This is a genomic window from Limnobacter sp. (assembly GCF_036405155.1).
Taxonomy (GTDB): domain Bacteria; phylum Pseudomonadota; class Gammaproteobacteria; order Burkholderiales; family Burkholderiaceae_B; genus Limnobacter.
Map to the genome: position 1 here is coordinate 371,618 of NZ_DASWYD010000006.1, position 13,562 is coordinate 385,179.

At 55.3% G+C, this 13,562-nt stretch carries 9 protein-coding genes; 5 read left to right on the forward strand and 4 right to left on the reverse strand.

Annotation, left to right across the window (positions count from 1 at the left end):
* Positions 1-26 precede the first annotated feature (26 nt).
* Entirely contained in the window at positions 27-1,214 is a 1,188-nt protein-coding gene (gene dapC / locus VGE55_RS08020; protein WP_331131185.1) for a succinyldiaminopimelate transaminase, read from the reverse strand.
* Between the two features lie 6 nt (positions 1,215-1,220).
* Positions 1,221-1,640, reverse strand: a complete 420-nt coding sequence (queF, locus tag VGE55_RS08025; RefSeq protein WP_331131186.1) for a preQ(1) synthase — start codon at positions 1,638-1,640, stop codon at positions 1,221-1,223.
* 121 nt (positions 1,641-1,761) lie between these two features.
* Between queF and smc the strand changes: the two genes are divergently transcribed.
* The 5 genes from smc to VGE55_RS08050 are packed head-to-tail and all read left to right on the forward strand — an operon-like array spanning position 1,762 to position 10,081.
* Positions 1,762-5,286, forward strand: coding sequence for a chromosome segregation protein SMC (smc, locus tag VGE55_RS08030; RefSeq protein WP_331131187.1), 3,525 nt, complete (start codon positions 1,762-1,764; stop codon positions 5,284-5,286).
* Positions 5,283-6,341, forward strand: coding sequence for a hypothetical protein (locus VGE55_RS08035; RefSeq protein ID WP_331131188.1), 1,059 nt, complete (start codon positions 5,283-5,285; stop codon positions 6,339-6,341). Before smc ends, VGE55_RS08035 begins: the two co-directional genes overlap by 4 nt.
* Before the next feature lie 7 nt (positions 6,342-6,348).
* Positions 6,349-8,412 carry an NAD-dependent DNA ligase LigA gene (gene ligA / locus VGE55_RS08040; protein ID WP_331131189.1) on the forward strand — a complete coding sequence of 688 codons (2,064 nt, stop codon included), beginning with the start codon at positions 6,349-6,351 and terminating at the stop codon, positions 8,410-8,412.
* 40 nt (positions 8,413-8,452) lie between these two features.
* Positions 8,453-9,328 (forward strand): UTP--glucose-1-phosphate uridylyltransferase GalU, encoded by an 876-nt coding sequence (galU, locus tag VGE55_RS08045; protein WP_331131190.1) that lies wholly within the window; start codon positions 8,453-8,455, stop codon positions 9,326-9,328.
* A 6-nt stretch (positions 9,329-9,334) separates the two neighbouring features.
* On the forward strand, positions 9,335-10,081 hold the full coding sequence (locus tag VGE55_RS08050) for an S-methyl-5'-thioinosine phosphorylase (protein WP_331131191.1): 747 nt from the start codon (positions 9,335-9,337) through the stop codon (positions 10,079-10,081).
* Here the strand turns inward: VGE55_RS08050 and VGE55_RS08055 are convergent, their stop codons facing one another.
* Together VGE55_RS08055 and map are read right to left on the reverse strand one after the other, a co-directional pair.
* A complete protein-coding gene (locus tag VGE55_RS08055) occupies positions 10,082-12,655 on the reverse strand; it encodes a [protein-PII] uridylyltransferase (protein WP_331131192.1) in 2,574 nt (857 codons plus the stop codon).
* Positions 12,656-12,710: 55 nt separating this feature from the next.
* Positions 12,711-13,520, reverse strand: coding sequence for a type I methionyl aminopeptidase (gene map / locus VGE55_RS08060; RefSeq protein ID WP_331131193.1), 810 nt, complete (start codon positions 13,518-13,520; stop codon positions 12,711-12,713).
* Positions 13,521-13,562 lie beyond the last annotated feature (42 nt).

A 13,562-nucleotide genomic window follows, 5' to 3' on the forward strand; every position in this document is an offset into this window, starting at 1 on the left:
GTGTATTCCTTGGCTCAAAAAATTGTTCAGAGAATGTCGTGAATGCGGCGTGCGGCTTCGTCGCACTCCGCTTTGGAGGCGACCAAGGCGATGCGGATGTAACCATCGCCTGGGTTGTGCCCTTGGTGTGTTCTACCCAAATAACTGCCTGGCAGCACCGTGATGTGGGCTTGTTCAAACAGCATTTTGGCAAAGTCGGTGTCGCTACCGGGTACCTTCACCCAAAAGTAAAAACCGGCTGGTGGAATATTCAGCGGCAGTTTATCGCCGACGATCGCTTTGAAGGACTCAAACTTTTCGCGATACAGGCGACGGTTTTCAGCCACATGGGCTTCGTCTGACCATGCTGCAACGCTGGCGGCTTGGATGGTGGTGGACATGGCCGAGCCGTGGTAGGTGCGGTAACGCAGAAAATCGGCCATCAAGTCGGCATCGCCAGCCACATAGCCTGAACGCAGGCCAGGGGCGTTGGACCGTTTGGACAAGCTGGAAAACACCACCAGATTGTTGAAGTCGGATCGGCCCAGCCGGGCTGCTGCTTCCAGTGCACCAATCGGTGGGTTGTTTTCGTTCAGGTAAATTTCGGAATAGCATTCGTCGGACGCGATCACGAAATCATGCTCGTCCGCGAGGTCGAACAAACGTTGCCAGTCGTCCAGCGTGTACACCGCACCGGTGGGGTTGTTGGGTGAGCAAACGTACATCAGGCGCGTGGCGGCCAGGGTCTCCACATTCAGTGAAGCAAAGTCCGGCAGGCCAGTGCCCTGGTCAATGTTCACAAAGACCGGTTCAGCACCGCCCAAAAAGGTCGCGCCTTCGTAAATTTGGTAAAACGGGTTGGGAAACACAACCTTGCTGCCTGCGGCACAACCATCCAGCACCACTTGCGCAAAGGCAAACAGGGCCTCACGTGAGCCGAGGATGGGCAGCACCTGGGTATCCGGGTTCACTTGGGCATCAAAGCGCTTCAGTATCCATTGGGCAATGGTGTTTCGAATGGCGGGAAGCCCTTGCGTGCCCGGGTAGACCGCCAACCCCTCCATGTTGTTGATCAAGGCCTGCTTGATCAATTCGGGCGTAGGGTGTTTTGGTTCGCCAATGGACAAGTTGACATGGCTCAGCCCGCCCGTGTGCTGTACGCCGTTGAACAGCGCCCGAAGGCGCTCAAAGGGGTAGGGTTGCAGTTTCTGGAGGTTTTTGACGGGCGTGAGCATGCAGTCTTATCCGCGGGTGGGGTTCATGGTCGAAATTTGGTCCAGTTCAACTTTGGGCAGTGGGGTCCAACCCGCTTGGCGGTGTTCGGCCACCACCGTGGTGTAAACACCACCCCGAACATACCATTTGGCGGTCAGTTTCATGTAGCGAGGGTCTGTTGCGGCCACCAGGTCGTCCAAAATGCGGTTGGTCACGGCCTCATGGAACGCACCTTCATCGCGGTAAGACCACATGTACATCTTCAGGCTTTTCAGCTCCACGTTTTTCAGGTGGGGCAGGTAGTCGATGACCAGTGTGGCAAAGTCGGGTTGGCCGGTCAAAGGACACAGGCAGGTGAACTCCGGCACCTCAATGTGCACGTGGTAAGGGCGGTCCGTGTTCGGATTTGGGAAGGTCTGCAGTTCCCGGCTGGGCTTGTTGCTCATGATTCTCGCTCGAGTGAAACTTATGGGGCATCGGCTTTGCTATTATAAAGCGGGCTGAGTATGCCGTTTTGCCGCAGTTCCGTTTTCACCGTTCTTCTATTGGCCTTCCCAACGCTTCATCGTGCGCTTAACTCATATTCGTTTAGCCGGCTTTAAGTCATTTGTCGAACCCACATCCTTTGCTGTGCCCAGCAATTTGGTGGGGGTTGTGGGCCCAAACGGGTGCGGCAAGTCCAACATCATCGATGCGGTCCGCTGGGTGCTGGGCGAGTCCAAAGCATCCGAGTTGCGTGGCGAATCCATGCAAGACGTGATTTTCAACGGATCATCGAACCGAAAGCCAGCCTCTCGTGCCAGCGTTGAGTTGGTGTTTGACAATGCAGAAGGCCGGGCTGGCGGCAGTTGGAACCAATACGCCGAGATATCGGTCAAGCGGGTACTGACCCGCGATGGCCAGTCCACCTATTACATCAACCAGCAGGCTGTGCGCCGCCGAGACGTTCAAGACATCTTCCTGGGAACAGGCTTGGGGCCCCGAGCTTATGCCATTATCGGCCAGGGCATGATCGCGCGCATCATCGAAGCCCGACCTGAAGAATTGCGGATTTTTCTGGAAGAGGCGGCTGGCGTGTCCAAATACAAGGAACGCCGTCGCGAAACCGGCAACCGTTTGCAGGATACCCACGACAACTTGACCCGCGTGGAAGACATTCGCCGTGAACTGGGCTCGCAAATTGAGCGGTTGGAGCAACAGGCCACAGTGGCCCGGCAGTTCAAGGAACTGGAAGAGAGCCGCAACACCAAACAGCGCTACTTGTGGACCATCCGCTTGAATGAAGCCCGGGAGCAGCAAAACACCGGCAAAGCCAAGCTTGAGCGGGCCAAGGCCGACTTGGAGCAGATTCAGGGGCAGTCCATACACACGCAGACGGAGTTGTTTGCCCTGCGTGAAAAGCAGATTGATGCCCAGCAAACGTTGGAAAACGACCAAAGCCGATGGATTGAAGCCAATCGAGAGGTGAGTCGCCTGGAAGCTGACTTGCGGGTGATGGCGGAAAGCCGCACCCGGCTTGGGGCCCGTGTGGCTGAATTGGAAACTGAGCTGGCCAGCTGGGCAGCCCGAGAAGACGAAGCGAAACACCGCCTTGAAGACATTTTGGCCAGTGCGGAAGATCAGCAGTCCATACTGGAAGAATTGACCATTGCTGTTGAAGAAGCTGAGCTTGCGGTCGAGCCCGTGGAAGAGCAGCTGTCTGCTGCGCGCCAAACGGTTGATCAGCAGCGTGCCAAAGTCATGGACGTTCAGCGGCAGTTAAGCCAGGTGTCGTCTCAACAGGAAGCTGCCAGCCGCAGCGAGTCCGTGATACAAGCCAAACTGGAGCGTTTGCAGGGTGAAAAAGGGCAGATTGCAGCGCCATCCACCGCTGAGCTGGCTGACCTCCAGAACAAAGTGGGCGACTTGACAGCAGATCTGGACGAATCCACTGCGCGGTTGCAAGACCATGAGGCACATTTGGCCGACGCCCAGGCACAACTGGAGTTGGTTCAGGCCGCATTCAATGCCGAACGCGACAAGCATGCCAACGCACAGGCTCAGCTTTCCGCCCTGGAAAAACTGAATGACCAAGTTGCAGAAAGCCAAACCCTGAAACCCTGGATTGAACGCAGTGGGCTTGCAGAAACTCCGCGCTTGCTGCGCAAGCTGCAGGTGGAGCGTGGTTGGGAAAGGGCGCTGGAGTCGGCGCTTCGTGAGTCGCTGGACAGTTTTCAGGTTCGCAGTGTGGACATGGTGGGCGGTTTTGCCAACCAGCCGCCTCCATCTCGGGTGTCATTCATGGAGACCGCGCTTGATCAATCAGCGCAGGTCTCCATTGCCCCGGAGGATTTGGCAAGCCTCGTTCGGTCCACAGAGCCCGGTGTGGTGCAAGCCATGGCTCGCGCTTTGTCCGGCTGTTTGATGGCGCAAGACCTGCCCGCCGCCTTATCGAGACGCAAAACCCTGAAGCCTGGTCAAAAAATATTTACCCCTCAGGGCCATTGCGTGACCGAGTCCAGCGTGCAGTTTTATGCGGCCGAAGATGCGCAAGCTGGCCGGTTGGAACGCATGCAGCAAATTGAAGCCCTGCGCACGGAAGTTCGCGCTCTGGACATGCTGCGCAATGAATCCATGGCCAAACGTGATCAACTTCAGATGAAGGTGAACGAGCAGAAAGCGCTGGTCGTGCAGGCGCGCCAGCAGGTGGACTCCATCACCCGTCGCTTGCACGAAGCCCAGGTTCAACTGATTCGCCTTCAGGAATTGCAAAGCAGGGCAGACAGCCGTCGAGAGCAAATCAATTTGGACATTGCCGTGCTGCAGTCCGAACTGGAAGAGCAAAAAGCCATCCTGCTGGAGTCAGAAGACCGTTATGCTGCATTGGACGAGCAATTGGCGGTAGAAAGTGATGCCTTGGAAGCATTAAAAGACAAGGTGCTGGAGGCCGAGCATCAATTGCGCGACAAACAACAGGCGGTGCAGGCTGCCCAGCGCAAAAAGCAGGATGCCGAGTTTGACATTCGCAACCAGGATAGCCGGAAGCGTGAGTGTGAGCGGGATATCGCATTTGCCCAAGGGCAAATGCAGCAGATTGCGCAGCGCAAGTCATCGGCCTTGGCTGAGCTGGATTCCTTGTCGGAAGTGGCTGCGCAGGAGTCGCTCCAACTGGCATTGGAAGACCGTGTGATTGCCGAAGAAAAAGTGGCTGTCTCCCGCGATGCGATGGAGCAGATCATGAGCAAGGTGTCTGAGCTTGAGCGATTGGAGAAAGAGAGCGATCGCCAGGCCGAGCCCCTCAGAACGCAAATTCAAGATTTGGCTCTGAAAATTCAGGCCGCTGAAATGACGATTGAGCAATTCCTGAACCTGCTCAATGAAGTGCAGGCCAATGTGGAAGCGCTGAGTGCAGAGATACTGGCCATGGACGTACCCCCCAAGGCCTCGGTGTTGCAGGCTGAGGTGACCCGCTTGACCAATGCCATGCAGGACTTGGGTGCGGTCAACCTGGCTGCGTTAGAAGAACTGGCTGCGGCCACCGAGCGAAAAACCTTCCTAGACCAGCAAGCAGCCGACTTGGTGGAAGCCATGACCACGCTGGAAGACGCCATTCGCAAAATCGACAAGGAAACCCGCGATCTGCTTCAGGAAACCTTCAATGTGGTGAATGGTCACTTTAGCCGTTTGTTCCCCAAGTTGTTTGGTGGTGGCGAAGCGCGGTTGGTCATGTCTGGCGAGGAAATTCTGGATGCCGGCGTCCAGGTGTTTGCACAGCCCCCCGGCAAGAAAAACGGCACCATTCACCTGTTGTCGGGCGGTGAAAAAGCGCTCACCGCAACAGCACTGGTGTTCGCCATTTTTGAACTGAACCCGGCCCCATTCTGTTTGCTCGACGAGGTCGATGCACCGCTGGATGATGCCAACACCGAGCGTTTTTCCCGCTTGGTCAAACAAATGTCCGAACAGACCCAATTCCTGTTCATTTCTCACAACAAGATTGCCATGGAAATGGCCGAGCAATTGATCGGCGTCACGATGCAGGAAAAAGGTGTTTCCCGCATCGTGGCGGTCGACTTGGCGGCTGCCGAAAAAATGGCCACGGAAACTGTATGAACGATTTACAACTGACGCTGCTCATCGTGGGAGGCGGCGGCATCGCTGCCATGATTGGTTACAACTGGTGGCAGGACTTTCGCCTCCGCAAAACAGCCAGTGAACGGTTTGGTGAGAGTACAGAAGACCCTCTGTTGGCCGTACCCGCGCAACAGGCCAGCCGTGAGCGAACTGAGCCTGGGTTTCACGGGGACAACAGCCCCATGGATGTCGTCACCGATGACGGCGCTGTCGTGTCCGATCCTGTGCTCAACAATCGGCCTGCAGAGTCCATTGATCAACGCTTGTTTGCTGATTTCATTTTTCGCTTTGATGAACCTCAGGATGAAAATGCATGGAAGCCCTTGATGGATGCGCTTGAGCAGATCAATCGCAAAAAGATTGTCTACGCTGCCGGGGTTCAATCGCCCGATGGCGGTGATGTGTTGTGGTTTACTGCGGCGGCGTTTCAGGGGCGGGCGCAGCAACTGCGAGCCAGCATACAGATTGCCAACCGCAAAGGTCCGCTGAGTTCGATTGAATTCTCCGAGGTGCTGACGCGCTTTCGCCGGTTTGCTGATGATCACAATGCGGAAATTGAGTTCCCTGAAATGCGCGAGGTTGTCAAGCGGGCAGAAACCTTGGACCAGGCCGCCGCAGCCTTGGACACATTGCTGGGGCTGCACTGTTTGATGCCCGAGCAGGTGGATGATGCGGTGGTGTCCAGTGCATTGATCAAGGCGGGCTGGGTTCAAAAAGGGCACCAGTGGTCATTGGCGGATGCATTCGGCACTTTGGCCACCATGGTGGTTCACCAAGCGCCCGGAAAACGGTTGCTGAGTTTCAACATTGACGTTCCCAATAGCGCGGACCCGGTTCGCTCACTGGGCGATGTGGTCTCCATCTGTCATAGTTTCAATGCGGAATTCGGCGCCCCCATGATGGATGACTCTGGGCGCACCCTGAGTACCCAGGCGATTGAGGGCATCTACAACCAGTTGATTGAGCGGGTTCGCCATTTGACGGACAGTGGGTTTAAACCGGGCGACCCTTCTTCGAGAATGTTGTTTTCCTGAACTGGATATGCAAAACCTGAATCTGTTTGATTCTGAGGACATCAATCCAGGCTCATCGAATGAGCCTGTGAGCCAGATGCAGACCCTGGTCAAACAACTCAATGTGTGGTCTCACGCTTATTACGTGTTGGATACGCCTGCGGTACCCGATGCTGAGTATGATCGCCTTTATCGCCAGTTGGAGGACCTTGAGCATCGTTACCCCGACTTGATCAGCCCCGAATCCCCAACGCAGCGTGTTGGCGACAAACCTTTGGATGGGTTTGAGCAGGTGGTTCACCGAGCGCCCATGTTGTCGCTGTCCAATGCTTTTGAAGTGGAGGAAGTGCAGGCGTTTGACCGGCGAGTGCATGAGTTGGCAGAGATACCGGACGATGAGCGTGTTGATTACGCGATTGATCCCAAGTTCGACGGTCTGGCCATTTCGATTCTGTATCGCAACGGTCAATTTGCGCAGGCAGTCACCCGAGGGGACGGAAGCACCGGGGAAGATGTGACCGCCAACGTGCGAACCATCCGGAACTTGCCCATGCGTTTGCAGGGCAACGCAATACCGGCTGAACTTGAAGTCCGCGGTGAAATACTGATGTACAAGCTGGACTTTGAGCGCATGAACAAGCGGCAGGCCGAGCAGGGGCTGAAGGTGTTTGCAAACCCTCGCAACGCAGCGGCAGGCACTATTCGACAGCTGGATCCGCGGGTGGCAGCAAGCCGCCCATTGCGTTTTTTCTGCTACGGGGCTGTGCTGAGTCGTGATCAGCAAACCCAGGTTGGTTCACATTCAGCCACCTTGGAATGGTTGCGCCAGTTGGGTTTGCCGGTTAGTCAGCATCGCACGGTTGTGAAAGGCGTAGAAGGGCTGCTGGACTATTACCGCACCATTGCCAAGCAGCGGCCCGAGTTGCCGTTTGAAATTGACGGTGTGGTGTACAAAGTGGATTCCTATCGAATCCAGGGGCAATTGGGTTATGTGGCCAAAGCCCCGCGATTTGCCATCGCGCACAAATTTCCGCCCGATGAGGTCTTGAGCCGCCTGTTGGACATTGAGGTTCAGGTTGGCCGAACTGGTGCGCTGACACCGGTTGCCAAACTGGAACCCGTGAAAGTCGGTGGCGTGGTGGTCTCATCGGCCACATTGCACAACATTGATGAAATACGACGCAAAGACTTGCAAGTTGGGGATCAGGTGCTTGTCCGCCGGGCCGGCGATGTCATTCCCGAGGTGTTGCCATTTTCTGGCAATCAACGTGCAGTTCATCGACCCTTTAACATGCCCGAATCCTGTCCGGTCTGTGGTTCAAAGGTGGCGCGCGAAGACGATGAGGCCATTCACCGCTGCACGGGTGGGTTGATTTGCAAAGCCCAACTGGTCGGTGCCTTGATTCATTTTGCCCACCGAAAAGCCATGGACATTGAGGGCTTGGGCAACAAACTGGTGGAAGCTGTGGTGGAGGCAGGTCTGGTTAAAACACCAGCCGATTTGTACCGCTTGTCCCTGAAAGAGTGGTCTGACCTGGAGCGGATGGGCGAGAAGTCCGCCAGTAACTTGATGGCGTCTTTGGACAAATCAAGGTCCACCACCTTCGGACGTTTTTTGTTTGCGCTGGGCATTCGCCACGTGGGGGAAGCCACCGCACGAGACCTTGCCGCACACTTTGGTGCGATTGACGCACTGATGAATGCAGAAGTGAGTGACTTGCTGGAGGTTCAAGATGTGGGGCCCGTTGTCGCTCAATCCATACATGCCTTTTTTGAAGAACCCAGCAATCGGGCGGTGGTGTCGGATTTGATGGGTTTGGGTATTCACTGGCCAAACCCCCAGGCCGACGCCAGCGTGGACGAATCTCATCCCTTTTACGGCAAGACATTTGTATTGACTGGCACACTCACGGAATATGGACGTGATGACGCTGCTGCACTGATTTTGGCCAGGGGTGGAAAAGTCAGCGGCTCGGTGTCCAAAAAAACCGACTTTGTGCTGGCCGGTGAATCTGCTGGCAGCAAGTTGGACAAAGCGCAAGCTTTGGGCCTCACCATCCTGACTGAATCCGATTTCAAAAAATTGCTGTAAATTTTATTTCTATCCATTGAACCAATATTGAGGTGTCCACATGGCAAAAGTTCGTAAAGCGGTATTTCCGGTCGCGGGTATGGGAACCCGGTTTTTGCCGGCAACAAAAGCAAGCCCCAAAGAAATGATGCCTGTGGTTGACAAGCCCTTGATTCAATATGCTGTGGAAGAGGCACTGGAGGCCGGCATCACCGAACTGGTGTTCATCACAGGGCGCAGCAAGCGCTCCATTGAAGACCATTTTGACAAGGCTTACGAACTGGAAGCCGAGCTGGAAGCCCGGGGCAAAAAGGCCATGCTGGAGCTGGTCAAGAACATTGTTCCCAGCCATGTGAACTGCATTTACATTCGCCAAATGGAACCCTTGGGCCTGGGGCATGCCGTGCTCTGTGCGCAGTCCGTGGTTGGTGCCGATCCTTTTGCGGTGCTGTTGGCAGACGACCTGATGGACGTCAACAAGGGCACCCCATCGGTTACGCACCAAATGGTCAAGATTTTTGAGCGGGAACATGCCAGTGTGTTGGCCGTTCAGGAAGTGCCCAAAGAAGACACGAAATCCTACGGTATTGTTTCCAGCACCCCGTGGAACGCCAAATCGGAACGTGTCAACGCCATCGTTGAGAAGCCGGACCCAAAAGATGCACCCACCAACCTGGCGGTGGTTGGTCGGTATGTGCTGACCTCGCAAATCTTTGACCATATTCGCAAAACTGGCAAAGGGGCTGGTGGCGAAATCCAGTTGACCGACGGTATTGCGTCGTTGCTGAATGATCAACCCGTGTTGGCTTACCGATTCGATGGCACCCGATTTGACTGTGGCTCTAAAATTGGTTACCTCAAGGCCACGGTCGAACTGGGCTTGAAGCATCCGGAAGTGTCCAAAGAATTCTCTGCCTATTTGAGCAAACGGGGGTAAGCGCAGATGTATGCAGTCATCGGTGGAAGCGGCTTGAGTCAACTGCCTGACTTTGAAATCACTCGGCGTCAGGTGTTGAGAACCCCTTATGGTGAGCCGTCCGGTGCCTTGCTGATTGGCACATTGGCGGGCCGGGAAGTTGTTTTCCTGGCGCGCCATGGCTATGGGCACACGCTGGCCCCCCACGAGATTAACTACCGGGCCAATGTGTGGGCGTTGGCCCAACTGGACATTGATGGCATTCTGGCAGTGGCGTCTGTGGGCGGCATACAGGCGCAATATGGTCCTGGCACATTGATGGTGCCTGACCAAATCATTGACTACACCCATGGCCGTGCCGCCACTTTTTTCGAAGGTGACAACCAGGCCGTTCAACACATCGACTTTACCTGGCCCTATGATTCAGAATTGCGAACTGCGTTGGTGGCCGCTGCCGACGCCGTGGGTGAGCCTGTGGTGCAGGGCGGTTGCTACGCGTGCACGCAGGGGCCTCGCCTGGAGACAGCTGCCGAAGTGAAACGCTTGGCTCGGGATGGCGCAGACATTGTCGGCATGACAGGCATGCCTGAAGCTGCACTGGCGCGAGAACTGGACATTCCTTACGCGCACCTGGCCTTGGTGGTCAATCACGCGGCCGGGGTTGGCGACAGTGCGCAGGAAATTTCCCATGCACAAATTTCCAAAACTGTTCAAGACGGCATGGTTCGCGTCATGTCAGTGTTGAAGTCTTTGGTGCAGTTGCACGAGGACTGATCAAATCGACAGCAATTCCAGCATGTCAGTTTCCAGTTGGATTTGAAGTTTCTGGGAATTGAGCGACTGGCCATTGATCAGGAAGGTGTCCTCAGCCCGGCCGCCCAAGGTCATGATTTTGGCGGTTTGAACGTTGACTTTGTATTTCGCCAGCAGCTTGGTGATGGAGTACAGCAGGCCCGTGCGGTCGGTTGCTGACACACTCAACAAGTACTGATTGCCTTTTTCATCGGGCACCAGGTCCACGGTGGGTCGAATCGGGAAGTGTTTGGATTGACGCGACATCCGGCCCAACACGGGGTCTGCCAGGGGTTGGCGTTTGCCCAGCCTGTCTTGCAGGTCTGCCTCCAGCAGCGACAAAAACTCTCGATCAAAACCAGCGCCGCTGTCCTGCTGAATCAGGAATGAATCCAATGCATAACCGTGTTTGGTCGTGTGAATTTTTGCATCCAGAATGCTGAGGTTCTTGGAATCGAAATAGCCACAGATTCTGGCGAACAAGTCGGTTTCATCCCGCGTGTACACCAGCACATCGAGACCCTCGCCCAGGGGCGACCACCGCGCTTTCACAATGGGTTGCGCTGCATCCACCCGCCAATACAAGTGCCGTGTGTGCCAGGCAATGTCACTGGGCCCCTGGCGCAAAAAATAAGAGACGTCCAATTGTTTCCAAAGCGCGTCCTGTACGTCGTCTGACAGGGCGTACAGCCTCAAAATACGCTTGGCTTCGGCTTGCTGTTCCGCCAGCATTTGGCGATGTGTTGGTGCCTCGCCACCCAGCAATTTCAGGGTGTAGCGGTACAGGTCTTCCAGCAATTTGCCTTTCCAGGCGTTCCACACCTTGGGGCTGGTGCCTCGAATGTCGGCCACGGTGAGCAAATACAATGCAGTCAACCGGCGAGGTGTCTTGACGATGCCGGCAAACTCCTTGAGAACGTCAATGTCGGACAGGTCCTTTTTCTGGGCGGTGTTCGACATGGTCAGGTGATGCCGAACCAGGAAGGTCACCAAATCGGTGTTTTCCTCGCCCAGACCGTGATCCCGGCAGAAATCCGCTGCATCCACCTCACCCAAGGTGCTGTGATCGCCGCCGCGTCCTTTGGCAATGTCGTGGAAAAGGGCGGCGATGTACAAAATCCAGTGGTCTTCAAAGTTCGCCATGAGTTGGCTGCAGAACGGGTACTCGTGTGCGTGTTCGTCCATGGTGAAACGACGAAGGTTTCGCACCACTTGCATGATGTGCTGATCCACGGTATACACGTGGAACAGGTCGTGCTGCATTTGCCCAACGATGCGCCGGAAGGCCGGCAAATATCGGCCCAACACGCTGGTTTCGTTCATGCGCCGCAGTTCATGGACAATGCCCTGCGGTTGCTTGAAAAACTCGATGAACAGTGCCTTGTTGGCTGGGTTGGCCCGGAATTCGCTGTTGATGCGCACTCGATCGTGCCAAAGCTGTCGAAGCAAACGAGCGCTCATCCCTTTCAATTCTGGGTGCTGCGCCTTGACAATGAAGGCCCGAAGCATGGCCGATGGGTTTTCAGCGAAAACGCGGTCGTGGCGAATGTCCAGCAAGCCATCGGCTTCCTGGAAATCATCGTCAATCGGTTCTTCTTGTGAGTTCGCGCCAAAAATCGAGATCTCGATGTTTTGCAGCAAAATGGTGTTGAGCACCATCACGGCCTTCGCGGCCAGATAGTACCGTTGCATCAACTGTTCACTGGACCGCTTGGCGCCATTGGGCGCAAACCCCAAAGACTCTGCCAGTGGTGTTTGAACGTCGTAGACCAACCGGTCTTCTCGCCGCCCCGTGGTGACATGCAACTGGTAGCGAATTTTTTTCAGGATGCGCTCATTGTTTCTGAGCTTGGCGGCTTCAAATGGTGTGATCAGTCCGTGAACCGCCATTTCTGCCCAGGAATTGCCCAATTTGGCCGCTTTGGCCACCCACAGCAGCACGTGAAGGTCGCGCAGACCGCCTGGGCTTTCCTTGCAATTCGGTTCAAGGCTGTAAGGGGTTTCGTGGTATTTGGCGTGGCGCTGCCGTTGTTCCAGTGTTTTCTTGCGGAAAAAGGTTTTGACATCCAGTGACTGATCAAGACCTTCTTGCAACAGCTTGAAATGTAGTGTGTTTCCACAAATTAACCGCGACTCAACCAGTGCGGTCTGCACGGTGATGTCTTTGTTGGCTTCCTCGATGCATTGTTCATAGGTTCGAACGCTGTGGCCGATCTCCAGGCCTATGTCCCAACCGGATCCGCAAAATTGTTCGAGTTTTTCAATGTCTTGGCCTTCTGGTTCCCGGTCCAGCAAAACCAGTACATCGACGTCGGAGAAGGGAAACAATTCGCCGCGCCCATATCCGCCCACAGCCACCAGCGCATACTCTTCCGGAAAGCCCATTGAATTCCACAAGGAAATCAGTGCTTGATCAACGGCCTTACAGCGTTCTCTTAAGGCTTTTTCGACGTCAGAGTCTTTGCTGTCGGCGTTGAACGGCGTGAGCCACAGGTGCGAATCCGCCTTGAGTTGTTGTTTGATCTCAAGTCGGACATCGTTTAACTGGGCGCTCACGTTTCATTTCCCGTGTTTGATGAATATCAGTGTCTAAGTCTTTGAAAAGAAGTATTTAAACCGCCAGAGCGGCTCGCTCGGGTTTGGCCGGCGTGCCTGCTGAAACTGTTAATACTTCATAGCCATCATCCGTCACCAGCACGGTGTGCTCCCACTGCGCAGACAAACTGTGGTCTTTGGTCACAATCGTCCAACCATCCGGCATTTCCTTGATTTCACGCCGCCCGGCATTCAGCATGGGCTCGATGGTGAAAATCATGCCTTTCTCCAGCTTCACGCCTGTGCCAGGTTTGCCGTAGTGCAGAACCTGCGGTTCTTCATGAAACTTTTGTCCGATGCCGTGCCCGCAAAACTCGCGCACAACGGAATAACCGAAACCCTCGGCAAAACGCTGAATGGCCGCCCCGACATCGCCCAGGGTGGCGCCTGGGCGCACCTGCTCAATGCCGATCCACATCGCTTCGTACGTAATCTGACACAAGCGGCGGGCGGCCAGGGAACCTTCTCCAACGACGAACATCCGGCTGGTGTCGCCGTGGTAGCCATCCTTGATCACGGTGATGTCAATATTGATGATGTCACCGTTTTTTAGCTTCTTGGGGCCGGGCACGCCATGACAGATCTGGTGATTCACGGATGTGCAAATGGACTTGGGGTAGGGGGTGTAGCCCGGCGGGCAATAGTTCAATGGGGCGGGGATGGTGCCCTGCACGTTGACCATGTGGTCGTGGCAAAGACGATCCAGTTCTTCGGTGGTGATGCCCGCCTGCACATGTGGCGTAATAAAATCCAGCACTTCGGAGGCCAATCGGCCCGCCACACGCATTTTGGCAATGTCTTCTTCGGTCTTGATGACGATATTCATGCTAATTCTGCAAATCCTGCTTGAGCTTATTCAATCTTCCTG

What these genes read in the sequence shown, in the direction of transcription:
- map (WP_331131193.1), bottom strand. Translation starts at nt 13,520, where the DNA reads ATGAATATCGTCATCAAGACCGAAGAAGACATTGCCAAAATGCGTGTG.
- queF (WP_331131186.1), bottom strand. Translation starts at nt 1,640, where the DNA reads ATGAGCAACAAGCCCAGCCGGGAACTGCAGACCTTCCCAAATCCGAAC.
- VGE55_RS08035 (WP_331131188.1), top strand. Translation starts at nt 5,283, where the DNA reads ATGAACGATTTACAACTGACGCTGCTCATCGTGGGAGGCGGCGGCATC.
- VGE55_RS08050 (WP_331131191.1), top strand. Translation starts at nt 9,335, where the DNA reads ATGTATGCAGTCATCGGTGGAAGCGGCTTGAGTCAACTGCCTGACTTT.
- dapC (WP_331131185.1), bottom strand. Translation starts at nt 1,214, where the DNA reads ATGCTCACGCCCGTCAAAAACCTCCAGAAACTGCAACCCTACCCCTTT.
- galU (WP_331131190.1), top strand. Translation starts at nt 8,453, where the DNA reads ATGGCAAAAGTTCGTAAAGCGGTATTTCCGGTCGCGGGTATGGGAACC.
- ligA (WP_331131189.1), top strand. Translation starts at nt 6,349, where the DNA reads ATGCAAAACCTGAATCTGTTTGATTCTGAGGACATCAATCCAGGCTCA.